The sequence below is a fragment of the Streptomyces sp. NPDC059897 genome (assembly GCF_042730865.1).
Taxonomy (GTDB): domain Bacteria; phylum Actinomycetota; class Actinomycetes; order Streptomycetales; family Streptomycetaceae; genus Streptomyces.
In genome coordinates this window covers 88,345-115,295 of sequence record NZ_JBHWKQ010000020.1, presented here as the reverse complement: position 1 = coordinate 115,295, position 26,951 = coordinate 88,345, and the positions used below count along the sequence as shown (strand labels likewise).

19 protein-coding genes are annotated in these 26,951 nt (G+C 70.2%); 5 read left to right on the top strand and 14 right to left on the bottom strand.

Translation table 11 applies throughout. The features are described 5' to 3' along the window. Window positions 1-3: 3 nt before the first annotated feature. The 4 genes from ACFV9W_RS22650 to ACFV9W_RS22635 all read right to left on the bottom strand — a co-directional run bounded on the left by ACFV9W_RS22650 (window position 4) and on the right by ACFV9W_RS22635 (window position 8,061). On the bottom strand, window positions 4-1,800 hold the full coding sequence (locus ACFV9W_RS22650) for an ABC transporter substrate-binding protein (RefSeq protein ID WP_385763639.1): 1,797 nt from the start codon (window positions 1,798-1,800) through the stop codon (window positions 4-6). 106 nt (window positions 1,801-1,906) lie between these two features. Next, a complete protein-coding gene (locus ACFV9W_RS22645; RefSeq protein ID WP_385763637.1) occupies window positions 1,907-2,938 on the bottom strand; it encodes an ABC transporter permease in 1,032 nt (343 codons plus the stop codon). Between the two features lie 644 nt (window positions 2,939-3,582). Next, a complete protein-coding gene (typA, locus tag ACFV9W_RS22640) occupies window positions 3,583-5,490 on the bottom strand; it encodes a translational GTPase TypA (protein WP_385763635.1) in 1,908 nt (635 codons plus the stop codon). Window positions 5,491-5,664: 174 nt separating this feature from the next. Next, on the bottom strand, window positions 5,665-8,061 hold the full coding sequence (locus tag ACFV9W_RS22635) for an ABC transporter family substrate-binding protein (RefSeq protein WP_385763633.1): 2,397 nt from the start codon (window positions 8,059-8,061) through the stop codon (window positions 5,665-5,667). A 329-nt stretch (window positions 8,062-8,390) separates the two neighbouring features. On the opposite strand from ACFV9W_RS22635, the gene ACFV9W_RS22630 reads away from it, so the two are divergent. The 4 genes from ACFV9W_RS22630 (at window position 8,391) to ACFV9W_RS22615 (ending at window position 12,299) form a co-directional block, all read left to right on the top strand. Continuing rightward, window positions 8,391-8,687: a hypothetical protein gene (locus ACFV9W_RS22630; RefSeq protein ID WP_385763631.1), complete on the top strand. Its 297-nt coding sequence runs from the start codon at window positions 8,391-8,393 to the stop codon at window positions 8,685-8,687. A 68-nt stretch (window positions 8,688-8,755) separates the two neighbouring features. Next, complete coding sequence (locus ACFV9W_RS22625) at window positions 8,756-9,598, top strand: hypothetical protein (RefSeq protein WP_385763629.1); 843 nt, start codon at window positions 8,756-8,758, stop codon at window positions 9,596-9,598. After that, entirely contained in the window at window positions 9,598-11,529 is a 1,932-nt protein-coding gene (locus ACFV9W_RS22620) for a fumarate reductase/succinate dehydrogenase flavoprotein subunit (RefSeq protein WP_385763627.1), read from the top strand. Before ACFV9W_RS22625 ends, ACFV9W_RS22620 begins: the two co-directional genes overlap by 1 nt. Continuing rightward, entirely contained in the window at window positions 11,526-12,299 is a 774-nt protein-coding gene (locus ACFV9W_RS22615) for a succinate dehydrogenase/fumarate reductase iron-sulfur subunit (RefSeq protein WP_385763625.1), read from the top strand. Before ACFV9W_RS22620 ends, ACFV9W_RS22615 begins: the two co-directional genes overlap by 4 nt. Window positions 12,300-12,391: 92 nt before the next feature. On the opposite strand, the gene argG is transcribed toward ACFV9W_RS22615, so the two are convergent. The 8 genes from argG to ACFV9W_RS22575 form a co-directional block, all read right to left on the bottom strand. After that, entirely contained in the window at window positions 12,392-13,837 is a 1,446-nt protein-coding gene (argG, locus tag ACFV9W_RS22610) for an argininosuccinate synthase (protein ID WP_385763623.1), read from the bottom strand. A 101-nt stretch (window positions 13,838-13,938) separates the two neighbouring features. Continuing rightward, window positions 13,939-16,719, bottom strand: a complete 2,781-nt coding sequence (locus tag ACFV9W_RS22605; RefSeq protein WP_385763621.1) for a SpoIIE family protein phosphatase — start codon at window positions 16,717-16,719, stop codon at window positions 13,939-13,941. Between the two features lie 187 nt (window positions 16,720-16,906). Beyond that, complete coding sequence (locus tag ACFV9W_RS22600) at window positions 16,907-17,332, bottom strand: ATP-binding protein (protein ID WP_385763619.1); 426 nt, start codon at window positions 17,330-17,332, stop codon at window positions 16,907-16,909. A 144-nt stretch (window positions 17,333-17,476) separates the two neighbouring features. After that, window positions 17,477-17,884: a (deoxy)nucleoside triphosphate pyrophosphohydrolase gene (locus ACFV9W_RS22595; RefSeq protein WP_385763617.1), complete on the bottom strand. Its 408-nt coding sequence runs from the start codon at window positions 17,882-17,884 to the stop codon at window positions 17,477-17,479. A gap of 127 nt (window positions 17,885-18,011) precedes the next feature. Then, the gene (locus tag ACFV9W_RS22590; RefSeq protein WP_385763616.1) at window positions 18,012-18,206 is read right to left on the bottom strand and encodes an SPOR domain-containing protein; all 195 of its coding nucleotides are present in this window, start codon (window positions 18,204-18,206) and stop codon (window positions 18,012-18,014) included. Between the two features lie 232 nt (window positions 18,207-18,438). Then, window positions 18,439-20,157, bottom strand: coding sequence for a purine-cytosine permease family protein (locus ACFV9W_RS22585; RefSeq protein ID WP_385763614.1), 1,719 nt, complete (start codon window positions 20,155-20,157; stop codon window positions 18,439-18,441). A 216-nt stretch (window positions 20,158-20,373) separates the two neighbouring features. After that, window positions 20,374-21,126 (bottom strand): GntR family transcriptional regulator, encoded by a 753-nt coding sequence (locus ACFV9W_RS22580; RefSeq protein WP_385763612.1) that lies wholly within the window; start codon window positions 21,124-21,126, stop codon window positions 20,374-20,376. Between the two features lie 182 nt (window positions 21,127-21,308). Next, entirely contained in the window at window positions 21,309-22,424 is a 1,116-nt protein-coding gene (locus tag ACFV9W_RS22575) for a threonine synthase (RefSeq protein ID WP_385763610.1), read from the bottom strand. A 245-nt stretch (window positions 22,425-22,669) separates the two neighbouring features. On the opposite strand from ACFV9W_RS22575, the gene ACFV9W_RS22570 reads away from it, so the two are divergent. Then, a complete protein-coding gene (locus tag ACFV9W_RS22570) occupies window positions 22,670-25,291 on the top strand; it encodes a discoidin domain-containing protein (RefSeq protein WP_385763608.1) in 2,622 nt (873 codons plus the stop codon). On the opposite strand, the gene ACFV9W_RS22565 is transcribed toward ACFV9W_RS22570, so the two are convergent. Both ACFV9W_RS22565 and ACFV9W_RS22560 read right to left on the bottom strand, forming a co-directional pair. Beyond that, on the bottom strand, window positions 25,228-26,688 hold the full coding sequence (locus ACFV9W_RS22565; RefSeq protein ID WP_385763606.1) for a sodium:solute symporter: 1,461 nt from the start codon (window positions 26,686-26,688) through the stop codon (window positions 25,228-25,230). The two genes, ACFV9W_RS22570 and ACFV9W_RS22565, sit on opposite strands and share 64 nt — an antisense overlap. Continuing rightward, window positions 26,685-26,915: a hypothetical protein gene (locus ACFV9W_RS22560; RefSeq protein WP_385763604.1), complete on the bottom strand. Its 231-nt coding sequence runs from the start codon at window positions 26,913-26,915 to the stop codon at window positions 26,685-26,687. Before ACFV9W_RS22560 ends, ACFV9W_RS22565 begins: the two co-directional genes overlap by 4 nt. Between the last annotated feature and the right edge of the window lie 36 nt (window positions 26,916-26,951).

Below are 26,951 nucleotides of genomic sequence, written 5' to 3'. Positions count from 1 at the left end.
GAACTACTTCTTGAGGTAGACCTGCGTCGGGTCGGTGTAGCTGGTGACCGTCGAGTAGCGCAGGCCGCCCACGTTGGAGCCGGCGATCTGGAACACCTTGGTGTAGTAGATCGGGGCGGCCGGGTTGATCTTCTCCGAGATGTAGTTGGAGAGCTTGCGGTACTCCTTGGCGCGCTCGGCCGCGTCCGCGATCTTCTGGATGCGGGCGCTCTCCGCGTTCACGTGCTTGTCGTTCACGTGGGAGTAGTTCGAGGCGCCGTCCTGGATGTTGGCACCGTCGTAGGACGGCGGGAAGACGGTGTTGCCGTCGGCCCAGTCCTGACCCCAGCCGGTCATGTAGAGGTCAAGGCCGTTCTTGACCTTGCCCATCTGCTCGTACCAGGTGGCGTTGTCGATTTCCTTCTTCTGGATGTCGAGCCCGATCTTCTCCAGGTTGTTGATGATCAGGTTCGCCTGGGTGACACGGACCGGGGTGTTGGCGAAGCCGTAGACCATCTTCTTGCCCTTGGCGCCGGCCTCGTCGATCAGCTTCTTCGCCTTCTCGATGTCGCCGTTCGGCTTCTTCGCGCGGTTGAACGGGTCGTCCTTCGCGCTGTAGCCCGGAAGCGCGGGCGACGTCAGCGAGTTGGCGGCGTCGCCACCGTACTTACCACCGTCGGCCTGCCCTGCCGCGGTGGCCGGGATCGCCAGGGCGATGGCGTCACGGATCTTCTTGTCCTTGACCCGGTCCATGTTCATGTTCAGCTGCCACACGTACGGGGCGTAGCCCTGCACCGTGCGCTTCATGACCTTCTTGTCGGTCGTGATCTTCTGCAGCTGGGTGGCGTCGTTCTGGCCGGTGAACATGATGGCGTTCTTGGCCTCGCCGCGGTCGGCCAGGATCGTCTTGGTCTGGTCGGCCTTGGAGACGTTGAAGTCGATGTTGAACCCGTCCACGTAGTTGTGGCGCATCGGGTCCGTCTTCTCGTCCCACTGGTCGTTGCGGACGAGCTTGAGGCTCTTGCCCGGCTTGTACGCCGAGATCTTGTACGGACCGGAGGCGACCGGCTTCTGGTCGTACTTCTGCTTGGTGTCCGTCTTCTCGGGCACGACCGAGTACGCCGCCATGGCCAGGGCCTGCGGGGCGTCGGTGTGGGCTTCCTTGAAGTGGAAGACGATCGTCTTGTCGTCCGGGGTGTCCAGGACCGACTTCGGCAGGTGCTTGCCCTTGTACGGGCCGCCGTACGCCTTGCGGTAGGAGGTGCCGGAGCCGGACAGCCACGTCTGGATGTACGTCGGACCGTCCGTCAGGAACGGGTCGTAGAGACGCTCGATGGTGTGGCGGATGTCGGCCGAGGTGATCTCGCGGCCGTTCTCGTCCTTGATCCCGTCCTTCAGCTCGAAGGTCCAGGTCTTGCCGCCGTTCGAGGACTTGCCGGCGTCCTTTGCGAGGTCACCGACGACCGTCTGCTGGCCGTCGGCGTCCTCGGTGTACGTGGTCAGGCCGCGGTAGAGCAGCTTGGCGAGCAGACCGGCGTCGGAGACGTATATCTGCCCCGGGTCCAGGTGCGAGAAGTCGCTCTCCTGGTAGACCTGGACCGTGCCGCCCTTCTTGGCGCCCGCGACCGCCTTGGCGGGGCCGACAGAGTCCTGGGCGGTGCCCATGACGACCGGCTTGGCCTGGGCCGCCGCGTCGTCCTTGGACTTGCCCACGGTCTTGTCGTTGTTGTTGCTGCCGCTGCTGCAGCCGGTCAGCGTGAGGGCGCCGACAGCGGCGGCGACGATCGTCGCCTGCGCCGCGCGCGAACGAAGGATGCTCATGGAGTTGAATCCACCTGCCTGTGAGTAGTGATCCTTGTGTGCTGCCTGACGCATCCGGCTGTATCGGTCCGGCGCCCGGGTGGCAGCGACCCTCGGTGAGGCCTGGTCAGCGTCCGGTCTTGGGATCGAAGGCGTCCCGGACCGAGTCACCGAAGAGGTTGAACGCCACGAAGAAGACGACCATGGCGACACCCGGGAAGTACAAGTAGGTCGGGTCCACCTCGTAGATCTTCGCCGCGGTGGCGAACATCAAGCCCCAGTCGGGCGTGGGGTCTTGATAGCCGACGCCGACGAAGGAGAGGAAGGCGACCGAGAGGATGGTGCTGGGAAGCAGGTAGGTGCCCTGCACGATGATCGGCGTCACCAGGTTGGGCAGCAGCTCCTTGCGGATGATCCGCCAGGGCGAGGCGCCCGCGACCTTCGCCGCCTCCACGAACTCCCGCTCGCGCAGCGACAGCGTCACCGCGCGCACCAGGCGGGACAGGCTCATCCAGGTGAGCAGCCACATGACGCCGGTGATGGCGAGGAACCGGACGTAGACCGGCGTCTCCTCGTCCGGCGCCACGAAGACCGTGACGATGACGGGCATGGCCGCGACCATGAACAGCTGGTTGGGCAGCGCCATCATGAAGTCGGTGAGCCGGCCGAGCCAGTAGTCGATCTTGCCGCCGAAGTAGCCGGCCACCAGGCCGATCACGACGCCGAGGATCACCATGCCGATCGTCGCGCACAGGGCGGTGTAGAGCGACGTACGCATGCCGTAGAGCAGGTAGGCGAAGACGTCGCGCCCGTAGTTCGGGTCGATGCCGAACCAGTGCTCGGGCGACATACCGCCGTTGGGCCCTGCGGGCAGGTTGAACTCGTTGAGGAGCGTGGGGTCGTCCTGGCCGTAGAAGGTGTACGGGTCCTTGCCGTACAGGCCGCAGATGACCGGGGCGAGCGCGGCTATCGCGAAGAAGGTCAGCACGATCCAGGCGGAGACGACGCCCGTCCTGTCCCGCTTGAAGCGCCGCCACATCAACTGACCGGGGCTGCGCCCCTCGAGCTTCTTGGGCTCCTTCGCGTCGCCCTGCGGCGCGCTCTCCTTGTCCAAGGCGGAAGAGGTCTCGGCGCCCTCAATCTCGATTGGACTTGTCATGATTCGTCCGTTTCACAGGTATTGGAGGCCATCGGGAGCGAAATCGATCCGGCGGCCGTCGCACGGCGTACGTCACTCGAAGCGCGCGAGAGGGACCAACGACTGGGGTGAGGCCCACCCCTGAGGAACTGTCAAAAACCTTCGCAGCGTCGGATCGCCACCTCGACCGCCTCCCCATGAGTCCACTTCGTTCACTGCAAGTGGAGGCAGAAGACCGTCACCCCGTCGACACCCCTGACGGCGAAGCTGACGCTGCCTCAGTGCGCTCGCGAGTCGCCGCCCCCCTTAGCGCGTGACCCTTTGACCCGAGCTCTACGCGGACCACTATTAGCCACAGTCGCTGTCGCGACCACACTCTTTTGGTCTCGGTTCGATCACACCTGATGCGTACTTCTCCCAAAATCCGGACAAACGGATCCGAGATAGAGGGTTACGAAACGGACGTGTTACATATCTATCGACCATCCACGTCCGGATTCCGGACTCCAGGATGGACTTAATCACTTGCGCTCGCCCGGCTTTTGACCCTCTGTTGGGAGACAGGACGGCCGCGGGCGTCACTGCGCGTAGACCGCGTGAAGACTAGCGGCAACGCAAAGGGCCCGGCACCCCCCGAAGGGGTACCGGGCCCAACTGCTGTCGGGTCAGCTGTGCTTGGCGCGCGAGGCGCTGCGGCCGCGCTCCTTCTGGTCCAGGACGACCTTGCGGATGCGAACGGCCTCCGGGGTCACCTCGACGCACTCGTCGTCGCGGCAGAACTCCAGGGACTGCTCCAGGGAGAGCTTGCGGGCCGGGACCACGTTCTCCGTGGAGTCCGCGGACGCGGCGCGCATGTTGGTGAGCTTCTTCTCCTTGGTGATGTTCACGTCCATGTCGTCGGCGCGCGAGTTCTCACCGACGATCATGCCCTCGTACACCTCGGTGCCGGGCTCGGTGAACAGCACACCGCGCTCCTGGAGGTTGATCATCGCGAAGGGGGTGACCGAGCCGGCGCGGTCGGCGACCAGCGAACCGTTGTTACGGGTCTGCAGGGTGCCGAACCACGGCTCGTGGCCCTCGTGGATGGAGTGCGCGATACCCGTACCGCGGGTGTTCGTCAGGAACTCCGTACGGAAGCCGATGAGGCCACGGGACGGGACGACGAACTCCATGCGGACCCAGCCGGAGCCGTGGTTCGACATGTTGTCCATGCGGCCCTTGCGGACGCCCATGAGCTGCGTGACCGCGCCCATGTGCTCCTCGGGGACGTCCACCGTCATGCGCTCGACCGGCTCGTGCGTCTTGCCGTCGATCTCCTTGGTGACGACCTGCGGCTTGCCGATCGTCAGCTCGAAGCCCTCACGGCGCATCTGCTCGACGAGGATGGCGAGCGCCAGCTCACCGCGGCCCTGCACCTCCCAGGCGTCGGGGCGCTCGGTCTCCAGGACGCGCAGCGAGACGTTACCGATCAGCTCGCGCTCCAGGCGGTCCTTGACCTGGCGGGCGGTGACCTTGCGGTCCTTGACGCTGTTCTTCGCGTCGGCGCCCTTGCCGCCACCACCGCGGCCGACGAGCGGCGAGGTGTTGGTGCCGATGGTCATGGAGATCGCGGGCTGGTCCACCGTGATCAGCGGCAGGGCGACCGGGTTCTCCGGGTCGGCGAGCGTCTCACCGATCATGATGTCCGGGATACCGGCGACGGCGCAGATGTCACCGGGTCCTGCGACCTCGGCGGGCTTGCGGGTGAGCGCCTCGGTCATCAGCAGCTCGCTGATGCGGACATTCTGGATCTCGCCGTCGCGCTTCATCCAGGCCACGGTCTGGCCCTTGCGCAGCTCGCCGCGCTCGACGCGGAGCAGCGCGATACGGCCGAGGAAGTTGTCGGCGTCCAGGTTGGTGACGTGCGCCTGGAGCGGGGCGTTCTCCTCGTACGTCGGAGCCGGGATGTGCTCCAGGATCGTCGTGAAGAACGGCTGGAGGTTCGTGGAGTCGGCCGGGACCGTGCCGTCCTCCGGCTTGGTCATCGAGGCGACGCCGTCACGGCCGCAGGCGTAGACGATCGGGAACTCGATCTGGTCCTCGTCCGCGTCGAGGTCGAGGAAGAGGTCGTACGTCTCGTTGACGACCTCGTCGATGCGCGCGTCGGGGCGGTCCGTCTTGTTGATGCACAGGATGACGGGGAGCCGCTGCTTGAGCGCCTTGCCCAGCACGAAGCGGGTCTGCGGCAGCGGGCCCTCGGACGCGTCGACGAGCAGGACGACACCGTCGACCATCGACAGACCGCGCTCGACCTCGCCACCGAAGTCGGCGTGGCCGGGGGTGTCGATGATGTTGATCGTGATCGGGTCCTCGCCGGCCTTGGGGTGATACTTCACCGCCGTGTTCTTGGCGAGGATCGTGATGCCCTTCTCACGCTCCAGGTCGTTCGAGTCCATCACGCGATCGTCGACCGACTCCAGCTGGTGGGCGGCGAAGGCACCGGCCTGCTTCAGCATGCCGTCGACGATGGTGGTCTTGCCGTGGTCGACGTGGGCGACGATGGCGACGTTACGGATGTCGTGGCGCGTGGCCATAGTGAGGCGTACTCCTGGAGTGAGTGGTCGGCTGCGCATACGTTGCTTTGCGCGGGCCCTGCCGGGCTGGACATGCCACGGCCTCACCCCATGCTACGTGTCTTGGCGCCCTGCGGCTCAGCCGGGCCGGGCGGGCCGCTCCCCAAGCAGCGGCCCGCCCGAAGAAACCGCAGGTCAGCCCGCGTCCTGCGCGGGCTGGCCGCCGAGCTTCCCGCCCGGCTTCAGGAAGCCGATGTCCTCGTAGGAGGGCTCCTGGAAGCCGAACGCCCCGGCGTTCACCAGATTCGCCTTCGCCGCCACCAGTTCGGGCCGCTGGTAGAGCGGAATCGATCCTGCGGCGGCCCAGATGCGCTCGTCGGCCTGCCGGACGAGCGAGCGCCCCTTCTCCTGGTCGAGCTCCCCCGCGGCCTGGTCGAAGAGCTGGTCGATGTGGTCGGTGCCGACCCGCGTGTAGTTCTGCTCGACCGTGAGCTCGCCGTCGGCGGCCGGGACCGGCTTGGCGTAGATCGGACGGGCGTCGGTGGCCGGGTAGGCGGTGCCGGGCCACGAGTACAGCGCCAGGTCGTACTCGCCCGCCGCGATGTGGTCCTTGAAGTAGGTCTCGTCGTCGACCTTCGTGATGTCCGTGCGCACGCCGATCTTCTGCAGCATGGCCGAGATCCGGTCGGCGACGGACTGCAACTGCTCGGCGTCGGGCCCGGCGGGCAGCACGAAGTTCAGCGTCAGCGGCTTGCCGTCCTTGGCGAGCTGTCCCGCGGCGGCGGCACCGGCCTTGGCGCCCTCCTTGCCACCGGCCTCACCCGCGTCCTTCGCGGCGGCCTGCTGCGGGGCGGGGGTCCCCTTCGGGGCGTACGCGCCGGGGGCCGCGCCCTGCTTGGCGTCGCCCGCGTGCTTGCCCTCCCGCTCGGCGGAGCGGACCTTCGCGGCGTCGGCCTGGTGCAGCAGCGCGGAGTGCTGGGCGGCGGCGAGGGCGCCGGGGCCGAGCAGCGGGGGCGCGGCGTCACCGGGCTTCGCGTCGTCGGCGGGCTTGGCGTCGGCGGCGGGCTTGGCGTCGGCGGCGGGCTTGGCGTCGGCGGCTGGCTTGGCGGCGTCGCCGGGCTTCTGGTCGTCCTCGCCCATGATGTACGTGCCGTCGTCGGACCCGGACCCGGACTCGGCCGCGGCGCCCTCCGCCTTGCCGCCCGCGGTCTTGGGCTTCTCCTTCTGCCCCTCGACCGGGCCGCCGCGCACCCAGCCCGCCTCGGCGAGCAGCGCCTGCGCCTTGTCGGCGTCCTGCTTGCCGAGCGCGTCGCTGTTGTCGGCGTAGGCGTCCTGCCCGGACAGGGCGAGGTGGCTGCCGACGGTCCTGGCCGGAAGGCCGAGCGGCTTCAGCACGCTCTGGGCGAGCTTGCCCCGGTCGAGGGCGCGGGCGACGGCCTGGCGCACCCGCTCGTCGGCGAGCGGACCGGTCGAACCGTTCAGGGCGAGCTGCGTGTAGGCGGGTTCGAGCGACTTGCGGACGACGAAGCCGTTGAGCCCCGCCTGCTCCTTGGCGTACTTCTTCACGGCCTTGCGGGTCTTCTCGCGGGCCTCCAGCTCGGCCTCGGCGATCTCCCAGTCCTCGTTGTGCGCCCGCGCCCAGGAGCGCAGCGCTTCACCGGAGGTGACGCCGGTGCCGGGCCCGTGCGCGAGCGGCCCCGAGGCGCCCTTGTCGCGGGCCGCGTACGCGATGCGCTCGGCGGCCTCCGGGTCGACATCGGCGAGGTCCAGCTTGCCGGCGGCGAGCTCGGCGGGCCGCTCGTCGCGCGGCACCGCGGTGAGTTCGAGCTTCTCGAGCTTGGCCGGGCGGCCCCACCAGCGGGGGTTGCGGTCCAGCGTGACCTGCTCGGCGTCCCGGTCGACCTTGCCGAGCCCGAAGGGGCCCGCGGTCACCTTGAGCGTGTCGCGCGCGCCCTCGTTGAAGGCGTCCGGGGTCCCCATGACGTCCTTGGGGTACAGCGGCGAGAACAGCGAGCGCCAGTCCGCGTACGGCTTGGCGAACGTGACCCGCACCTCCAGGTCGTTCTTGCCGCGCTCGACGTTCTCGATGCGGTCGTAGCCCGCGTTGTGGGCGGTCCAGTACGCGCTGTTCTTCCCGGACAGGGCGCGCCACTGCGCGGCGAAGTCCGCGGCGCCGATCTCCCGGCCGTCGCTCCACACCGCCTGCTGGTTCAGCTTGTACAGCACGACCTGCTTGGGCTCGGTCTTGATGACCTCGGCCTTCTCCAGGTAGTCGGAGTCGGCCTGCGGGCGCCCCTGCGCGTCGAGCCGGAACATCGAGGGCAGCACGGCCCCGGTGACCCGGCTCGTGGCCGCGTCCGCGTCGGCCTGGAAGGCGTTGAGGGTCTGCGGCACGTCGTCGATCGCCCACCGCAGCGTGCCGCCGTCCTTGACCTGCGTGCGGGCGGCGGAGGCGACGTCGGGGGCGGCGGCGGGCCGGCCCGATTCGTCGCTGGAGCCGCACCCGGCGAGCGCGGTCACGGCGAGCGCGCCGCTCACGAGGAACGCGGCCGAGCGTGCGGCGGCTCCTGGGCGCCTTGGGACGTGGGGCATCACGGGTACCTCCGGGGCTGGCCGGTTTGTCTCGTTTGGCGGTATATGGAGCTGATCACATCTATCGGCCAACTGAAGTGGATGCGGGGTGGGGTGCCGCCCGACACGCCCGCAGACCGCCCGGAAGCCACCCGTGCGGCCCAAAGGGGCGCCACCCAGGCCCTGCTCCCGATTCCGCCGCGCCCCCGCCCCGAAGGCGTGAATTCGCGGGCGCGCACCACGGCGTACACCGGCAATCCGCACGGATCCCTTCACAAACGGCAATGTGACGCGCGACACTCGCAGGCGCATGAGCAACTCCGCCGCACCAGCGGAAGTGAGGCCAAGTCATGTCCCTGCACGACGACTTGACGGCGGTTCAGCGCTGCGTCGACGAGCTCGCACGCGCCGTCGGGCGCCTGCAGCCCCAGCTCGAGGGCGTCGCGGGCGGCCCGGATCTGCGCCGGGTGCGCGCCGACACCGCGCATCTGCGGGAGAGCGTCGCCCTGCTGCGCGAGTCGGCCGCGAGCCCGGACACGCCGCGCCGCCCCGACCTCGTGACGATCCCCGACGCCCCGTACGACAGCTCCCTGTGGACCGACACGGACGACGAGGGGCTCGGCGCGCGGGACCGGCACGCGCCCTGATCCGTCCGCACCGTCCGCACCGCTCTCTTTGCACTCCCCGTCCCCCGTCCCTGCGAGCGGAGGCTTCGTTGGCCACCGGCACGGAACCCACCAGTACCGAAGACCCCCATACCGAAGGCGGCACCGGCGTCCGAGGCCGGACGCGTGCCGCGATCGCCGCGCCCCATCTGCGCACGGACCGCTGGTGGCTGGCCCCGGCCGTGACCGCGGGCGGACTGCTCGCCTTCATCGTCTACTCGACGTGGCGGGCCTTCGCGAACGCCGACTACTACGCGGCCCCGTACGTCTCGCCGTTCTACTCGCCGTGCCTCGCGGACAACTGCGAACCGATGCGGGGCGGCCCCAACTGGGAGATCTTCGGCGGCTGGTGGGGCCTGTCCCCCGCCCTGCTCATCCTGATCTTCCCGCTCGGCTTCCGGCTGACCTGCTACTACTACCGCAAGGCCTACTACCGCGGCTTCTGGGCGTCGCCGCCGGCCTGCGCGGTGGCGGAGCCGCACAAGAAGTACAGCGGCGAGACGAAGTTCCCGCTGATCCTGCAGAACATCCACCGCTACTTCTTCTACGCGGCCGTTCTCGTCGCCTGCATCCTGACGTACGACACGGTGCTGGCGTTCCGCGACGAGAACTACGAGTGGGGCCACATGGGCCTCGGCACGCTGGTCTTCCTGCTGAACATCGTGCTGATCTGGGCGTACACGATCTCCTGCCACTCGTGCCGGCACATCGTGGGCGGACGCCTCAAGCACTTCTCGAAACACCCGGTGCGCTACCGGCTGTGGGGCTGGGTGGGGAAGCTGAACGCCCGTCACATGCTGCTTGCCTGGGCCTCGTTGGTGAGCGTCGCACTCGCCGACTTCTACGTGTATCTGGTCGCGTCCGGTGCTTTCGATGATCCGAGGTTCTTCTGATGTCTGTAGTGCAGCGGCAGCAGTGGGATGTTGTCGTGGTGGGCGCCGGTGGCGCGGGGCTGCGGGCCGCGATCGAGGCGCGTGAGCGAGGGGCGCGTACGGCGGTGATCTGCAAGTCGCTGTTCGGCAAGGCCCACACGGTGATGGCGGAGGGCGGCATCGCCGCCTCCATGGGCAATGTGAACTCCGGGGACAGCTGGCAGGTGCACTTCCGCGACACGATGCGCGGCGGCAAGTTCCTCAACCAGTGGCGGATGGCGGAGCTGCACGCGCGCGAAGCACCCGACCGCGTATGGGAGTTGGAGACCTGGGGCGCCCTGTTCGACCGGACGAGGGACGGGCGGATCTCGCAGCGGAACTTCGGCGGGCACGAGTATCCGCGGCTCGCGCACGTCGGCGACCGTACGGGACTCGAGCTGATCCGCACGCTCCAGCAGAAGATCGTCCAGCTCCAGCAGGAGGACTTCAAGGAGACCGGCGACTACGAGTCCCGGCTGAAGGTCTTCCAGGAATGCACGGTCACCCGGGTCCTGAAGGACGAGGCGGGCGCGGTCTCCGGCACCTTCTGCTACGAGCGCGAGAGCGGCCGCTTCTTCGTCATCGAGGCGCCGAGCGTGGTCCTCGCGACCGGCGGGATAGGCAAGTCCTTCAAGGTGACGTCGAACTCGTGGGAGTACACGGGCGACGGGCACGCGCTCGCGCTGCTCGCCGGGGCGCCGCTGCTCAACATGGAGTTCGTGCAGTTCCACCCGACGGGCATGGTCTGGCCGCCCTCGGTCAAGGGGATTCTGGTCACCGAGTCGGTGCGCGGCGACGGTGGTGTGCTGCGCAACTCCGAGGGCAAGCGGTTCATGTTCGACTACGTGCCCGATGTCTTCAAGGAGAAGTACGCGCAGTCGGAGGAGGAGGGCGACCGCTGGTACGAGGACCCGGACCACAACCGCAGGCCCCCTGAGCTGCTGCCGCGGGACGAGGTGGCGCGGGCCATCAACGCGGAGGTGAAGGCGGGCCGGGGTTCGCCGCACGGCGGCGTCTTCCTCGACGTCTCCACCCGCATGCCCGCCGATACGATCCGGCGCCGGCTGCCGTCCATGTACCACCAGTTCAAGGAGCTGGCGGACGTCGACATCACGGCGGAGGCGATGGAGGTCGGGCCGACCTGTCACTACGTGATGGGCGGTATCGCGGTCGACTCGGACACGGCGGCGGCGCGCGGTGTGCCGGGGCTCTACGCGGCCGGTGAGGTGGCCGGCGGCATGCACGGGTCGAACCGGCTCGGCGGCAACTCGCTCTCCGACCTGCTGGTGTTCGGACGGCGGGCGGGGCTGCACGCGGCGTCGTACGCGGACTCGCGCGTCGCCCGTCCGGTCGTGGGCGACGAGCAGATCGACACGGCGGCGGCGGAGGCGCTTCGCCCCTTCTCGGCGGAGGGCCAGGAGGAGGGCGTCACGCCCGAGAACCCGTACACGCTGCACCAGGAACTCCAGCAGGCGATGAACGATCTCGTCGGGATCATCCGGCGGGAGGGCGAGATGGAGCAGGCGCTGCGCAAGCTCGCGGATCTGCGGGTGCGGGCGCGGCGGGCCGGGGTGGAGGGGCACCGGCAGTTCAACCCGGGCTGGCACCTGGCACTGGACCTGCGGAACATGCTGCTGGTCAGCGAGTGCGTGGCGCGGGCCGCCCTCGAGCGCACGGAGTCGCGCGGCGGGCACACCCGCGAGGACCACCCGGGGATGAACCGGGAGTGGCGCCGCGCGAACCTGCTCTGCCAGCTCCGGGACCCCACGGGCGGCTTGGCGGCCACCGACCCGGTTCGCGGCCAGATCACCCTCACCCGTGAGACGACCGAACCCATCCGCCCCGACCTGCTCGCCCTGTTCGAGAAGGAGGAGCTGGTGAAGTACCTGGCCGAAGAGGAGCTTTTCGAGTGAGCAGCTACGAGGCGGCCTTCCGGGTGTGGCGGGGCGACGTCGGCGGGGGCGGCCTGGAGGACTTCAAGGTCGAGGTGAACGAGGGCGAGGTGGTCCTCGACATCATCCACAGGCTGCAGGCGACGCAGGCCCCCGACCTGGCGGTCCGCTGGAACTGCAAGGCGGGCAAATGCGGTTCGTGCTCGGCGGAGATCAACGGGCGGCCACGCCTGCTGTGCATGACCCGCATGTCGGTCTTCGAACGCACCGACACGATCACGGTGACGCCCCTGCGCGCCTTCCCGGTGGTCCGCGACCTCGTCACCGACGTGGGCTTCAACTACCGCAAGGCCCGCGAGGTCCCGGCCTTCGTCCCGCCCGCCGGGGTGCAGCCCGGCGAGTACCGGATGATGCAGGAGGACGTCGACCGCTCGCAGGAGTTCCGCAAGTGCATCGAGTGCTTCCTGTGCCAGGACACCTGCCACGTCGTCCGCGACCACGAGGACAACAAGGCGTCCTTCGCGGGCCCCCGCTTCCTGATGCGCGTCGCGGAACTCGACATGCACCCCTTGGACGCGGCCGCCGACACGGGCCTGGACCGCAAAACAACCGCCCAGGACGACCACGGCCTCGGCTACTGCAACATCACCAAGTGCTGCACGGAGGTCTGCCCCGAGGGCATCCACATCACGGACAACGCCCTGATCCCCCTGAAGGAGCGGGCTGCGGACCGTAAGTACGATCCGGTGGTCTGGCTGGGCAATAAAATCCGCCGCCGCGGCGGGAGTTGATCCCCGCCGCGACGGCGCTCACGACTCGGGGCTCCGCCCCGGACCCCGCTGCTCAAGCGCCGCAGGGGCTAGATTTTGGTCACCTGACGGAGTCAGTCCGTGCCGGATTCCATGGCCGCGCGGTCCAGGGCCTCGTCCTCCGCGGAGGTTTCGCCGCGGGAGGCGATGGCCTGGGCGCCGCCTTCCGGCATGGTGCCGATCAGGCCCGTGACCGCGGCCTGGGCGGCGCCGGCGACCGGGCTGCCCTCGCCGAGCAGGCCGAGGGTCGCGTACTGCTCGAGCTTGCCGCGGGAGTCGGCGATGTCGAGGTTGCGCATGGTCAGCTGGCCGATGCGGTCGACCGGGCCGAACGCCGAGTCCTCGGTGCGCTCCATGGAGAGCTTGTCCGGGTGGTACGAGAACGCCGGGCCCGTCGTGTCGAGGATCGAGTAGTCCTCGCCGCGGCGCAGGCGCAGCGTGACCTCGCCGGTGATCGCCGCGCCGACCCAGCGCTGGAGCGATTCGCGGATCATCAGGGCCTGCGGGTCGAGCCAGCGGCCCTCGTACATGAGGCGGCCGAGGCGCCGGCCCTCCGCGTGGTACTGCGCGACCGTGTCCTCGTTGTGGATCGCGTTGACCAGGCGCTCGTACGCGGCGAAGAGGAGGGCCATGCCCGGCGCCTCGTAGATGCCGCGGCTCTTGGCCTCGATGATCCGGTTCTCGATCTGGTCGGACATGCCCAGGCCGTGGCGGCCGCCGATCGCGTTGGCCTCCATCACCAGGTCGACGGCGGAGGCGAACTCCTTGCCGTTGATCGTGACCGGGCGGCCCTTCTCGAAGCCGATCGTGACGTCCTCGGTGGGGATCTCCACCGACGGGTCCCAGAACTTGACGCCCATGATCGGCTCGACCGTCTCGAGGGAGACGTTCAGGTGCTCGAGGGTCTTCGCCTCGTGCGTGGCGCCCCAGATGTTGGCGTCCGTGGAGTACGCCTTCTCCGCCGAGTCCCGGTAGGGCAGGCCGTGCGCGACCAGCCACTCCGACATCTCCTGGCGGCCGCCGAGCTCGGTCACGAAGTCCGCGTCGAGCCACGGCTTGTAGATCCGCAGGTTCGGGTTGGCGAGCAGGCCGTAGCGGTAGAACCGCTCGATGTCGTTGCCCTTGTACGTCGAGCCGTCGCCCCAGATCTGGACGTTGTCCTCCAGCATCGCCCGCACCAGGAGCGTGCCGGTGACCGCGCGGCCGAGCGGCGTCGTGTTGAAGTACGCGCGACCGCCGGAGCGGATGTGGAACGCGCCGCAGGTCAGCGCGGCAAGGCCCTCCTCGACCAGGGCGGCCTTGCAGTCGACGGCACGCGCGATCTCGGCGCCGTACGCCTTCGCTCGGCTCGGTACGCCGTCGATGTCGGGCTCGTCGTACTGGCCGATGTCGGCGGTGTACGTGCACGGGACGGCGCCCTTGTCACGCATCCACGCGACGGCGACCGACGTGTCGAGGCCGCCCGAGAAGGCGATGCCGACGCGCTCGCCGGCCGGGAGGGATGTGAGGACCTTGGACATAGGAAGAGTATGCATGATGATGCATGACCATGCAAAGGGGGTCGTGGGGATGTGGTCGGCGTCACCACGTCCACGAGTGAGCGGCCCGACGGGCGCCCCCGTCAGAACAGGCTGAGCAGCGCCTCCGTCGGATCCGCCAGGCCCGTCTCCCCGTCCGGCAGCGGCAGCTCGAACCAGACCGTCTTCCCGCGCGGCGTCCGGCGCGAGCCCCACGCCGCGCTCAGCAGCCCGACGAGCTGAAGTCCGCGACCGCCCTCGTCCGTGTCCCGCGCCCGGCGCCGCCGCGGCTGCACGAGGCCCGCGTCCCACACCTCGCACACCAGCGTCCGGTCGAGGAGCAGGCGCAGCCTGATGTCTCCCTCGCCGTACCGCAGCGCATTGGTGACCAGCTCGCTGACCAGCAGCTCCGTCGTGTCGACGAGGCTCTCCATGTCCCAGCTCAGCAGCTGCGCCCGCGCGTACTCGCGGGCGCGGCCCACCGACTTCGGCTCGCGCGGCAGCGTCCAGTCGCCGACGTTCCCGCTCGACAGCCCCTCCACCCGGGCCATGAGCAGCGCGATGTCGTCCTCGCCGTGATGCGTGTCGAGGGTGTTGAGGACGTGGTCGCAGACGTCCTCAAGAGCCGGGGAGGGATCGTCGAGCGCGTTGCGGAAGGCCGAGAGGCCCTCGTCGAGCGGATGGTCGCGGGACTCCACCAGGCCGTCCGTGTAGAGGGCGAGCAGCGAGCCCTCCGGCAGCTCCACCTCCACCTCCTCGAACGGCTCGCCGCCGACGCCGAGCGGCATCCCCGGCGGCACGTCGAGCATGAGCGCGCTCTCGCCGGGCTCGACGAGGACCGGCGGCAGATGGCCCGCGTTGGCGAACGTGCAGCGCCGGGTGACCGCGTCGTACACGGCGTAGACGCAGGTGGCGAGGTACACCTCGGAGAGGTCCTCGCCGCCGAAGGAGCGGGCGGTGCGGGCCTGGCGGGTGCCCTGCTGGGCGCCGCCGGGGGTGCCGAGGCCGCGGGCGATCTCGTCCAGGGCGCTGAGCACTTCGGCCGGTTCGAGGTCGAGCAGGGACAAGGTCCGTACGGCGGTGCGCAGTTCACCCATGGCGACGGCGGCGCGCAGGCCGCGGCCCATGACGTCGCCGACGACCAACGCGGTGCGGTGGCCGGGGAGTTCGATGACGTCGAACCAGTCGCCGCCGACCTCGGTCGCGGCGTTGCCCGGCCGGTAGCGGCAGGCGATGTCGAGGCCGGCCGCCTCCGGGTCGTCCGGCGGCAGCAGGGAGCGCTGGAGGATCAGCGCGCGCTCGTGCTCGCGGCGGTACAGGCGCGCGTTGTCGATACAGACCGCGGCGCGCGCGGCCAGCTCCATGGCGAGCGCCCGGTCCCGTTCGTTGAACGGCTCGCTGCCCTTGGTCCGGGAGAACTGGACGAGCCCGACGACCGTGTCGTGCGCGACCATCGGCACGGCGAGCGTGGACTGCACGAGGCCGCGCTGCTCGGTGGGCAGCGTCTGCGGGCGCGCGGTGCGCAGCGCGTCCGCACAGGGCGAGTTGAACGGGAAGCGGTGCACCGCCCCTACGTTGACGGGGGCCTCGCCGCCCAGATCGAGGAACGGCACGTCGGCGACGGCGCTCGCGGCGGCCACCCTGCGCAGTTCGGCGCTGCCGTCGGCGAGGCCCGGCGGCGTCTCGTCGCCGGCGAGCAGGCCCTGGTACAGGTCGACGGAGGCGAGGTCGCAGAAGCCGGGGACGACGACGTCGAGGAGTTCGCGGGCGGTGGTCTCCAGGTCGAGGGAGTTGCCGATCCGGGAGCCCGCCTCGTTGAGGAGCGCCAGGTTGCGGCGGGCGTGCGCGGCCTCGCGGGCGGCGGCGTGCCTGCGCGTGACGTCCGTGGCGAGTCCGGCGACGCCGATGGGGCGGCCCGAACCGCTGTGCACGCGGTACAGGTTGATGGACCAGTGCCGCCGCTCGGTGGACTCCGGGGCGGGGCCGACCAGTTGCATGTCGGTGACCGCGTCGCCCGTCTCCAGGACCCGGCGCAGCGCGCCCTGCACGCGGTCCGCCTCGTGGCGCGGCAGGTAGTCGTGGACGGTGCGGCCGCGGTGGTCGTCGACGTGTCCGCCGAAGACCGAGGTCAGGGTGCGGTTGGTGCGCTGGACCTTGAGGTCGGTGCCGAACAGCAGGAAGCCGAAGGGAGATTGGCCGAAAATGGCCTGCGAGGCGGCGAGGTCCGTCTCGATGTGCCGCAGCGTCCGCACGTCGACGACGATGCACACCGCGGCCCGCTCGCCGGACTCGGTGGTCGTCGGCATCACGTAGATCTCGGCGAGCCCCGTCGCACCCGCGCCCGCCGTGCGCGGCGCCTCCGCATCCCGCTCCGCTTCCCCGGCGGGGGCGGATGCCGGCACCCGGAACGGGACGACGCCCGTCCACTCCTGCCCGTCCAGGATCTCCGCCATCTTGCGGTGGCCGCGCTCGCGCAGGTCCGCGGCGACGAAGGCCTCGATGGGGTCCTTGCCCACGGCCTCCTCGGCCGGAATCCCGAAGAGCTGCGCGGCCCGCCTGCTCCACTGGTCGATCGCCCCGTCGGAGCCGATCGAGAAGGAGGCGACCTTGATGTAGTCGTAGATCGAACCCGGCGGGCTCGCCTGCCAGAGGTCGGTCCGGCCGAAGGACTCCTCGGGAAGCGCCGACGGGGCGCCCGCTTCCGGTTCCGGGATCGGTTCCGCCCGCTCCGTGCCCGCGGCATCGGGAGCGTCACCGCCCGGCGGCACCCGCTCAGCGCGCGGCGCCGACGCCGCGTCCGAGCGGCCCTCGGACAGCCTGCCCTTCGCTGGTATCTCGCTCACGCGAACCGTCCCCTCCAGCTCACCGCGTCCGGCACCGGTCACCGAGGCGGCTGCACGCAGTATCCAGCACTACGGAGCCGCGCAACACGGTGTTCACGATCACACCATGGTCCCGACGCTTTTTGGCCCGTCGGGACCGACTGTTTCCGTACCCAGGGTGCGGGTGCGCCCACACACGGCATCTCACACCCGCTTCCTCACACCGGCGTCTGTCCCACTCGGGCCGCTCCTAATCCGGCAGCGCCAGCTCGAACCACACGGTCTTCCCGGTCTTCCCTCCCGAGCGCTCCCCGCCCGGCCGTGTACCCCAGCGCCGGGACACCTCCGTCACCAGTTGCAGCCCGCGCCCGCCCTCCTCGTCGGGGGCCGCGGTGCGGGCGCACGGCGGGTCGGGCAGCGGGTCGGAGACCTCCACCAGGAGCACTTGGGGGGTGCCGGGCGGGCAGGCGAGCCGTACGCCGATGGGCCCGGACGCGTACCGCAGCGAATTGGTCACCAGCTCGCTGACCAGCAGCGCGGCAAGGTCCGCGAGCTCCCCGAGCCCCCAGTCGGCGAGCTGTGTACGCACCTCGGCGCGCGCCCTGCGAACGGCCGACGGGTCGGCGGGAAAGGCCCACTCGACGCAGTCGCCTTCAGTGTGGAGCACGCGGATCACATCCCTGGCCCGCGAAGGACCCTGTCCGGTTTCAGAGGGTTAATCGGGATATACCCGGACGGAGTGGCGCGCTATCGCGAAGTGGGGTGCGCCGTGGCACGGACGGCGTAGGCGTGGCGCGTGGGAGGCGGGCACAAGCCCCCGTCAGCTGCGATCCCGCAGGACCTCTTTCACCGCGGGAACGTCCTGGTCGAGCCAGTCCACGGACCAGACCTCGGCCGCCGTGAGCCAGCGCAGCTCGTCGTGGTCCTGAAGGGGGCGCGGGGTGCCGGAGCGCAGGTGGCAGCGCCAGACCCGCAGGACGTATCCGGCCTTCAGGGGCCATTCCCCCGGCACCCGGGCGAGCGGTTCGGCCTCGACGCCGAGTTCCTCGCGCAGTTCGCGGACGAGCGCCCGCTCCGGGCTCTCGTCCGGCTCGACCTTGCCGCCGGGCAGTTCCCAGCGGCCCGCGAGTTCGGGTGGCGCGCTGCGCCGGGCGGCGAGCAGCCGCTCATCGGTGTCGTACAGGGCCGCGGCGACCACGACGGTCGGTGCTGGTGACTCAGGGGGCATGCGCCGGAGCCTAGGGCCTGTCGTCAGACTCCCGTCGTCGCCCGTAGGGCGGCGTCGCGGCGTCTGGTGCGTGCGTGCCAGGCGTCGCGACGCAGACGGGAGTCTGACGACAGGCCCCAGGACCCCGTCAGACCGCTGTGCCGTTCCGCCCCTGGCCCAGGCGCTCCACCCAGTACGTCGGCTCGTGGCCCCTGCGGTCGTCGAGGCTGTCGGCCATGCGCTGGGCCTCGGCCTTCGTGGCGTAACGGCCCACCCGGTAGCGGTTGCCGTTGTCGTCCTCGCGGATGACCTGCCACGGAAGTGTGGCCGTGCTGTCGCTCATCGCGCCCCGCCCCTCCCTGGCCGCACCGGCCTCGACTCGCATCGCGCCCTGCCTCCCATCCCCGAGGAAACCGCAAACCGCATATGCCCGAGCCTACGCCTGACCTTTACGCACCGGATACGGATTGGCACAAAGAGATACGCAACAAGCCACCGGCCGAACACGCGGACGACGGGCGGAGGGGGCGCCCCCCGTGGGTGCGCCCCCTCCGCCCGTCGTCCGGTCGCGCCCCTCAGGGCGTGCGCACCTCCGGCATCGGCATCAGCACCGGCTCCCCCGTCGGCTGCTTGGTGCAGACGTCGCCGCAGTCGGCGTCGAGGGAGCAGCAGAGCGAGCAGATCGGGCCGGAGTGGGCCGGGCAGTCGGCGATGTCCGGGAGTTCGTACGCCGTCTCGCAGACGGTGCAGACGTGGGTCGCGGTGATGTCCTCCACCTCGACGTCCGGGCCGTTCACCGGGTTCGGCCGCGCCAGGTAGTACCTGCCCTTCGTGGCCCAGGCGATGAGCGGACACAGGACCAGTGCGAGGCCGGCGGCGATGAAGGTGGAGAAGGCCTCGGCGTACTCGCCGAAGATCCCGAAGAACGCCAGGATCGAGACGGTCGAGGCGACCACCATCGCGCCGAATCCGGCCGGGTTCACCGCGTACAGGTACGCCCGCTTGAACTCGATGTACTTGGGGCTCCAGCCCACCCGTTTGTTGATGACGAGGTCGGCGGCGACCGCGACGATCCAGGCGATGCCCACGTTCGAGTAGAAGCCGAGCAGCTTGTTCAGCGCGGCGAACATGTTCAGTTCCATCAGCGTCAGCGCGATGGCGAGGTTGAGGAAGATGTACCAGACGCGGCCGGGGTGCCGGTGCGTCACGCGGGAGAAGAAGTTCGACCAGGACAGCGAACCGCTGTACGCGTTGGTGACGTTGATCTTGATCTGGGACACCACCACGAAGAGCGCGGCGACCGGCAGGGCGACCGAGCCGAGCCACGGCTTGAGCGCCTCGACCTGCGGCGCGATGGGTTCGAGGGCGTGCGTCTTGCCGACCGCCTCAAGGGCCACGAAGGCGAGGAGCGCGCCGCCGAGCTGCTTGGCGGCGCCGATGATCACCCAGCCGGGCCCCGCCGCCAGAACGGCCAGATTCCACCGCTTCCTGTTCGCCTCGGTCTTGGCCGGCATGAAGCGGAGGTAGTCGGCCTGCTCGCCGATCTGCGCGATGAGCGAGAGCGCGACGCCGGTGCCGAGCCCGAAGCCGATCCAGGAGAATCCGCTGCCCGCGCCCTCGGTGCCGCCGAAGCTGGTGAAGTCGCCGAAGGAACCGGGAGAGTCGAACAGCAGGATCACGAAGGGCAGCACCAGGCCGATCAGCCAGATCGGCTGCGTCCACGCCTGCACCTTGGCGAGCGCGCCCATCCCGCGGAACACGATCGGGATGACGATCAGCGTGGTCACCAAGTACCCGATGGGCAGCGGCAGCCCGACGACCTCGTGCATCGCCTGCGCCATGATCGAGCCTTCGAGCGCGAAGAAGATGAAGGTGAACGAGGCGTAGATGAGGGACGTGAGCGTCGAGCCGAAGTAGCCGAAGCCCGCGCCGCGCGTGATCAGATCCATGTCCAGGCCGTACTTGGCGCAGGCGCGGGCGATCGGGATGCCGGTGGTGAAGATGATCGTCGCCGCGCACAGGATCGAGGCGAGCCCGCTCGTGAACCCGTATGTGAAGACGATGGACGCGCCGATCGCGAAGTCCGCGAGATAGGCGATGCCGCCGAGGGCGGTGGAGGCGACCGTGGTCTCGGACCAGCGCCGGTAGGAGTGCGGGGCGTAGCGCAGCGAGAAGTCCTCGCGGGACTCGTCGGCGGCCAGCTTGGCGTAACTGCGCTTGGGGGCCCGCCCGTCGGGCCCTGAAGCGGGCGACCCGGACGCCGGGTCTGCGTGGGGTACGGCGGTCTCGGTCATGGCGGCTACCCGTTCCTCCGTCGGCGGTATACCAACTGCGTACGGAGAGGGAAGGTAGGAGCCGTACATGACAAACTGCGGCAGCGCCCGATTGCCTGCCTGTTACGGGAGTTGGGGCGCGGTTAACTCCGGATCACACGGCCCGGACGGCGGGACCCGGCCATCGGGCACTCCCGCGGGCACGCTCGGGCCGTCTCCCCGGGCCGTCCCACCGGGCTATCTCACCGGCAGGTGGTATGCGATGCGGTAGCGGTCCGCGGGGACGACGACGTCGGCCGTCTCGACCGGCCGGCCCGAGGCGAAGAAGGTCCGGTGGATGACGATCACGACATGGCCCGGCACGCCGCCGAGCGCGCTCAACTCCTCGGCGAGGCCGGGGCGGGCGGCGACTTCCTCCGTCACGTTGTCCACGATCACGTCGATCGCGGCCATGCGCTCGGCCACCCCGCAGCCGCCGAGCGGGCCCTCCTCCGGGAGCATCACCGGCGTGCGCCCCGTCACGGCGAGGGGCTCCCACGAGGTCGCGAGCATCATCGCCTCGCCCGCGTCCCGGTACACGTACTTGGTGCGCATCACGCGGTCGCCCGCGCGGATCGCGAGCCGCTCCGCGACGGAGGCGACCGCCTCGATCTGCTCGCTGCGCGACTCCCAGGTTCCGCGCGCGTCAGGGTCGGCCTGCTCCTGCCGGAACGGTGTGGAACCACTGCTCGGCCGGTAGCCGGAGCGCGATACGCGGCGCGGGACCGGCAGCTCGCGCACATAGGTCCCCGAACCGGACCGGCCCTCGACGAGCCCCTCCGCCATCAGGACCTTGCGGGCCTCCAGCGCCACCGTGTCCGAAACCCCGTACTCCTCACGGATCTTGGCCTGTGAGGGAAGGCGGGTGTGCGGCGGCAGCGATCCACTGACGATCTTCTTGCGGAGGTCGCCCGCAACGCGGAGATACGCCGGCTGCTCACCGAATGTCACTGGTCGTCCCCTCAGATCCCCATCAGATTGACAGACAGCAACAGCGTGGCAACCGTGGGTTGAGGCGTGCAAGCAAAGGCCAAAGAATCACTCGATGTGATGACTTCCGACGTCGGAGGCCTTTACGCAGCGACTTTGCCCAGGTAGTGCATCATTCACACATCGGAGCACGCTTCGAGCATTCATACGTTTCCGGGGTCGGGGGCGAGGCCCGACTTCAGTCCCGCGCCGCACAGCGGGACCACCGTGCTCCGGCCGCCGAGCGCGCCGCCCTCCCGGGTCGCGGCCCAGCACACCGCGCTGGTCGACTCGACGTACAGGCCGCGGGATGCCAGGTCGAGCTGGGCGTGCCGGATCTGGCTCTCCGTCACCGTGTGGAAGGCGCCGCCGGAGTCCCGTACGGCGCGCAGGATCTGGCGGGCGCGCGGCGGGTTCGGGATGGCGATGCCCTCGGCGGCGGTCGGGGCCGGGGCGTCGTCGACCACGATCTCGTCCGATCCGGCCTGCCAGGCGCGTGCAAGTGGGGCGACCGCGGCGGACTGCACGGCGTGCAGGGCGGGGCGGCGGTCGATGAGCCCGGCGTGGTGCAGTTCGGCGACGGCGAGTGCGGCGCCGAGCAGCAGGGTTCCGTTGCCGACGGGGAGGACCAGCACCTCGGGGAGGCGGCCTCCCAGGTCCTCCCAGATCTCGTGGACGTACGTCTTGGTGCCGTGCAGGAAGTACGGGTTGTAGACGTGGCTGGCGTAGAACACCCCGTCCTCGTCGGCGGCGGCGCGTGCCGCGCGGGCCGTGGCCTCGCGGTCGCCGGGGACCACTTCGAGGCGGGCGCCGTGGGCGCGGATCTGCTCCAGCTTCTTCTCGGACGTGCTCTCGGGGACGTAGACCGTGCAGGCGAGGCGGGCGCGGGCGCAGTAGGCGGCGACGGCCGTGCCCGCGTTGCCGCTGCTGTCGGCGATGACGCGCTCGGGGCCGAGGCGGACGGCGAGCGCGGCGAGCATCACCGCGCCGCGGTCCTTGAAGGAGAGCGTGGGGTTGAGGAAGTCCAGCTTGGCGTCCACCTCGTCGGTGAGCGGGACGAGGGGCGTCCGCCCTTCGCCGAGGGTGCAGTCCGGGCGAGGCAGGGGGAGGCATTCGGCGTAGCGCCACATCGAACTGGTGCGGCCGGTGAGGGACTTGAGGGGGCCGGGGGTGGGTGAGTGGTCGAGGTCGAGGGGGCCGTGGCAGGTGGGGCAGCGCCAGGTGAGGGAGCCGGCGGCGATGCGGGTGCCGTCGGCGGGGCAGTAGGTGGTCAGGCTCATGCGGTGAGGTTAGGCCGATGTGTTGCGGTGGGACGGTGTTGCGGTCGCGGGGCTCTGCCCCGGGCCCCGCGCCTCAATCGCCGGCGGGGCTGGAAAAGATCGGGGCTCTGCCCCGGACCCCGCGGGCTCTCGTCCCAGAGCGGGGCTTGATTTGCCGAACCGGCGTTGCGCAGCCACCCGCAGATTGAGGGACTCCCGCGGCGCGGGTCCGCCGGCGGCGAGCCTGCGCGGCTCACCCTCTCCCCATGAAGCCAGCGCCTTTCCTCGCTCTCGCCACGCTCGTCGTCGGTGCCACGCTCGTTCCCACCGCCCACGCGGCGCCCGGAGCCCCCGGTTGCGGTGGGCCCGGATGGGCCCTGAGTACGCGTACCGCCGACCCCGAGAGTCCGTACCACGCCTACGTCGGGAATGGGTATCTCGGTGTGCGGGTGCCGCCCGTGGGGAGTGGTTATGCGAGAACCGGTGGGGGTGGGGACAAGACCGGGTGGCCGCTCTATACGCCTCCGTACGACGGGGCGTTCGTCTCCGGGCTCTATGGGCGCGGGCCGAAGAACACCGCCCACCGGGAGGCCGTCGCCGCGCTTCCCGGATGGAGCGGCCTCGATGTGCGGGCGCGGGGCGAGACGTACGGTCCTGGCAGTCGCACCGTGGGCTATCGGCAGACGCTCGACATGCGCTGCGGCGTCGTGCGGACCGAGGTGACGTGGGTGCACGGGGACGGGAAGCGCACCGGCCTCGCGTTCGAGGTGCTCGCCGACCGGGCGAATCCGCATGTCGGCGCCGTGCGGCTGCGCGTCACGCCGCACTGGTCGGGCGAGGTCGCCGTCACCGACCGCATCGACGGGCGCGGCGCCCGCCGGATCAGCGGCACCGGCAGCGGCCCGGCGGGCAAGCGCACGGCCGCCGTCGGTTTCCGCACGGACGGGTCCGGGACCGCCGGCACCGTCGCCTCCACCCTCCGCTCCCCCGGCCGCACCCACACCGCCCGCCCCGCGAAGGACTCGCTCGGCACCAGCCAGTCCGCCGACTTCCGCGCGGTCGACGGCGGCACGTACGACGTCACGAAGTTCGTGGGGGTGGACACCGGTCTCACGTCGAAGGATCCGAGGGCCGGTGCGCTGGCGGCCTCGAAGCGCGCCGCGGCCGCCGGGTGGGACGCGCTCGTCCTGCGGCACAACGCCGCCTGGCGGAAGCTCTGGGCCGCCGACGTCGAGATGCCCGGACGCCCCGAGTTGCAGTCGCGGTTGCGTGCCGCTCAGTACGGGCTGCTGTCCTCGCTGCGGCCCGGCGCCCGCAACAGCATCGCGCCGACCGGCCTGAGCAGCGACAACTACGCGGGCATGGTCTTCTGGGACGCCGAGACGTGGATGTATCCGTCGATGCTCGCGACGCGGCCCGAGTTGGCTGAGCCGGTCCTCGAGTACCGGTACCGGACGCGTGGCGCCGCCGCCCGCAACGCGGTCAAGACCTCGCAGAAGGGGTTCATGTACCCCTGGACCAGCGCGAGTTCGGGCGACCTGTGGAAGGAGTGCCAGAGCTGGAACCCGCCGCACTGCGTCACCCAGAACCACCTCCAGGGCGACATCGCGCTCGCGGCCTGGCAGTACTACCAGGCGACCGGGGACCGTACGTGGCTGCGCGAGCGGGGCTGGCCGCTGCTCAAGGGGCTCGCCACGTACTGGAGCGGGCGCGTCACCCCGAACAAGGGCGACGATTCGTACTCCATCAAGGACGTCGCCGGGCCCGACGAGTACAGCAACGGTGTCGACGACGGGGTGTATACGAACGCCGTCGCCGCGACCTCCCTGCGGAACGCCGCGAAGGCCGCGGAGCTGGTGGGCGCCGAGGCCCCGGCCGAGTGGAACGAGATCGCCGGCCGGCTCCGCATCCCGTACGACCGCGACCGCAAGGTCTTCCTCCAGTACGCCGGTTACGACATCGACAAGGGCGCCGACATCAAGCAGGCGGACGCCGTGCTGCTGTTGTATCCGCTGGACTGGAAGCCGATGCCGAAGGGCGCGGCGGCCGCGACCCTGGACTACTACGCGGCGCACACCGACCGCGACGGACCGGCGATGACCGATTCGGTGCACGCGGTCGCCGCCGCGCGGATCGGGGAGCCGGGCTGCTCCACGTACACCTTCCTGGAGCGGGCCTCGCGGCCGTTCTTCCGGGGGCCGTTCGGCACGTTCTCGGAGTCGCGCGGCGAGAAGGCGGGCGCGGGGGACGCGCTCGCGGGGACGCCCGCGCAGGACTTCCTCACCGGCAAGGGCGGTTTCCTGCAAGTGTTCACGCATGGCTTGACGGGCATGCGGCTCCAGGACGGCGACGCCGTGCGGCTCGATCCGATGCTGCCGCCGCAGCTCTCAACGGGCGTGGAGGTCAAGGGACTTCAGTGGCGGGGGCGGACGTACGACGTCGAGATCGGGCCCAAGGAGACCCATGTGCGGCTCACCGGTGGTGCGCCCTTCGCCGTCGACACTCCGGGCGGGCGCGAGACCGTGACCGGGGCAGGGCTCACCCTGCCGACGCGCCGCCCCGACCTCGCGCCGACCGCCGACCTCGCCCGCTGCAAGGCCGCGAAGGCCACGTCCGAGGACCCCGGTCAGTACGCGGGCGCCGCCGTCGACGGCAACCCGGCGACGACCTGGCACCCGGCCGCACCGGGCGCCTCGCTCACCGTGGATCTCGGCGGCGTGCGCCCGGTGGACCGGGTGCGGGTGACCGGGGCGAAGGAGTACCGGCTCGAGACGTCGGTGGACGGTGAGCGGTGGGCGCCGTTCGAGGCCGGGGCCGAAGGGCGTTACGTGCGGCTCACCGAGACCGGCGAATCGGCGGAGTCCGTCGGCGAGTTGACGGTTTCCTGAGGCCGGGAGCGTACGAGGAACTGGGCACCGGTCGTGACGACGATGTTGACGGCCAGCGCGATCAGGCCGGTGTCCACGGTGCCTACGTCGACGGAGCCGAACGTCAGCCAGGCGAGAACCGCGACGCCGGACAGGATGCCGATGAGCGCGGGCACCGCCCCGAGCCTGACCTTCCTCGCCAGGCCCATCACGATCGCCGGGGCGAGCTGGGTCAGGCCGCCGTAGGTCAGGAGCAGCAGGTCGGAGAGGAGGCCGGGGCGGGTGAGGCCGAGGACGAGGGCGAGGCCCGCCGCGGCCACCACGCACAGGTGGTTGGTGCGCAGCTGGGTGCGTTCGTTGCGGACGCTCAGGAGGTTGCGGGAGAGCAGGCTGGAGATGCCGACGACGATGGCGGCGGACGGCACCATCGCGGCGGAGGCCGCGGCGACCGCCACGAGTCCGACGAGCCAGCCCGGCAGGGTCTGACCGGCGAGGGTGAGGGCCACGCCGTTCGGCTCGGTGCCCTTCTTCGCGAGCAGGACGCCCGCGAAGCCGATGATGATCGGGATGCCCAGGGCGACCTGGTAGAGGGGCAGCCAGATCGCGTTGGAGCGCAGCACCCGGCCGCTGCGGGCGGCGAGCACCGGCGGCCACAGGTGGGCCATGGTGCCGAGGCCGCCGCCGATGCCGGAGATGATGACGGCGGTGACGAAGAACGTGCTGTCGTAGCCCTCTTGATCGAGTGTCAGGAGCTGGGGGTGGCTGTCGCGGAGCGTGTCGAAGAGGCCGCCGATGCCGCCGTTGACGGACAGGGCGACGCCCGCGACCAGCACCACGAGGCCGATGATCATCAGCGCGTCCTTGAGGTACGCGACCCGCGCGATGCCGCGGATGCCGGACCACAGGACGAAGACGACGGTCAGGACGGTGGCGAGGACCATGCTCAGGTTGCCGCCCGTGGTGCTGCCGGTGGCGAGCTGCACGATCATGCCGAGACCGGTGATCTGGAGTTGCAGATACGGCAGCAGGAACACGGCTCCGACGACGGCGACGACCTTGCCGAGGAGCGGGCTGCGGTAGCGGTCGACGAAGAAGTCCGCCTGCGTCAAGTACCCTCCGCGCTGGCCGAGTTGGCGCATCCGGGGAGCGGTGAAGTACTGGAGGATGAAGTTGATGGCGAGGTAGCAGACCGCGAAGGACGCGGCGACGCCGCCGCCGAAGGCGATGCCCGCGAGGCCGAGGAAGCTGAAGGTGGTGAAGGCCTCGCCCGCCTGGAGGAACCAGGTGGTGAAGGTGGAGAAGCCGCGCTTGGCGACGGTCCACTCCCCCAGTTCCTTGCTGGGCGCGCGGCGGCCCGTGACGCCGACGGCCGCGATGGCGACGATGCCGAGGACCGTGATGACCATGGTGCTGTTCATGCGGCCGCCACCTCGTCCTCCACGTCCTCCTCTTCGGGCCGGCCGGCGAACACCAGCCGGTCGACGACGGCGAGCGCCACGGTGGTGCCCACCGTCCAGAGCAGGCACCAAGCCAGGACCGAGGGAATTCCGAACCACAGGTGGGGCCCGTTGACGAACGGCAGGAACGGAGTGCTGAGAAAGGCCAGAACGGGCACGGCGGCCCACAACATGTGCGGAGATCTCATCGGGGCTCCAGCAAAAGGGGAGTAAGGGCCCTGGGG

What these genes read in the sequence shown, in the direction of transcription:
- ACFV9W_RS22650 (WP_385763639.1), bottom strand. Translation starts at nt 1,800, where the DNA reads ATGAGCATCCTTCGTTCGCGCGCGGCGCAGGCGACGATCGTCGCCGCC.
- ACFV9W_RS22645 (WP_385763637.1), bottom strand. Translation starts at nt 2,938, where the DNA reads ATGACAAGTCCAATCGAGATTGAGGGCGCCGAGACCTCTTCCGCCTTG.
- typA (WP_385763635.1), bottom strand. Translation starts at nt 5,490, where the DNA reads ATGGCCACGCGCCACGACATCCGTAACGTCGCCATCGTCGCCCACGTC.
- ACFV9W_RS22635 (WP_385763633.1), bottom strand. Translation starts at nt 8,061, where the DNA reads ATGCCCCACGTCCCAAGGCGCCCAGGAGCCGCCGCACGCTCGGCCGCG.
- ACFV9W_RS22630 (WP_385763631.1), top strand. Translation starts at nt 8,391, where the DNA reads ATGTCCCTGCACGACGACTTGACGGCGGTTCAGCGCTGCGTCGACGAG.
- ACFV9W_RS22620 (WP_385763627.1), top strand. Translation starts at nt 9,598, where the DNA reads ATGTCTGTAGTGCAGCGGCAGCAGTGGGATGTTGTCGTGGTGGGCGCC.
- argG (WP_385763623.1), bottom strand. Translation starts at nt 13,837, where the DNA reads ATGTCCAAGGTCCTCACATCCCTCCCGGCCGGCGAGCGCGTCGGCATC.
- ACFV9W_RS22595 (WP_385763617.1), bottom strand. Translation starts at nt 17,884, where the DNA reads ATGCCCCCTGAGTCACCAGCACCGACCGTCGTGGTCGCCGCGGCCCTG.
- ACFV9W_RS22590 (WP_385763616.1), bottom strand. Translation starts at nt 18,206, where the DNA reads ATGAGCGACAGCACGGCCACACTTCCGTGGCAGGTCATCCGCGAGGAC.
- ACFV9W_RS22585 (WP_385763614.1), bottom strand. Translation starts at nt 20,157, where the DNA reads ATGACCGAGACCGCCGTACCCCACGCAGACCCGGCGTCCGGGTCGCCC.
- ACFV9W_RS22575 (WP_385763610.1), bottom strand. Translation starts at nt 22,424, where the DNA reads ATGAGCCTGACCACCTACTGCCCCGCCGACGGCACCCGCATCGCCGCC.
- ACFV9W_RS22570 (WP_385763608.1), top strand. Translation starts at nt 22,670, where the DNA reads ATGAAGCCAGCGCCTTTCCTCGCTCTCGCCACGCTCGTCGTCGGTGCC.
- ACFV9W_RS22565 (WP_385763606.1), bottom strand. Translation starts at nt 26,688, where the DNA reads ATGAACAGCACCATGGTCATCACGGTCCTCGGCATCGTCGCCATCGCG.
- ACFV9W_RS22560 (WP_385763604.1), bottom strand. Translation starts at nt 26,915, where the DNA reads ATGAGATCTCCGCACATGTTGTGGGCCGCCGTGCCCGTTCTGGCCTTT.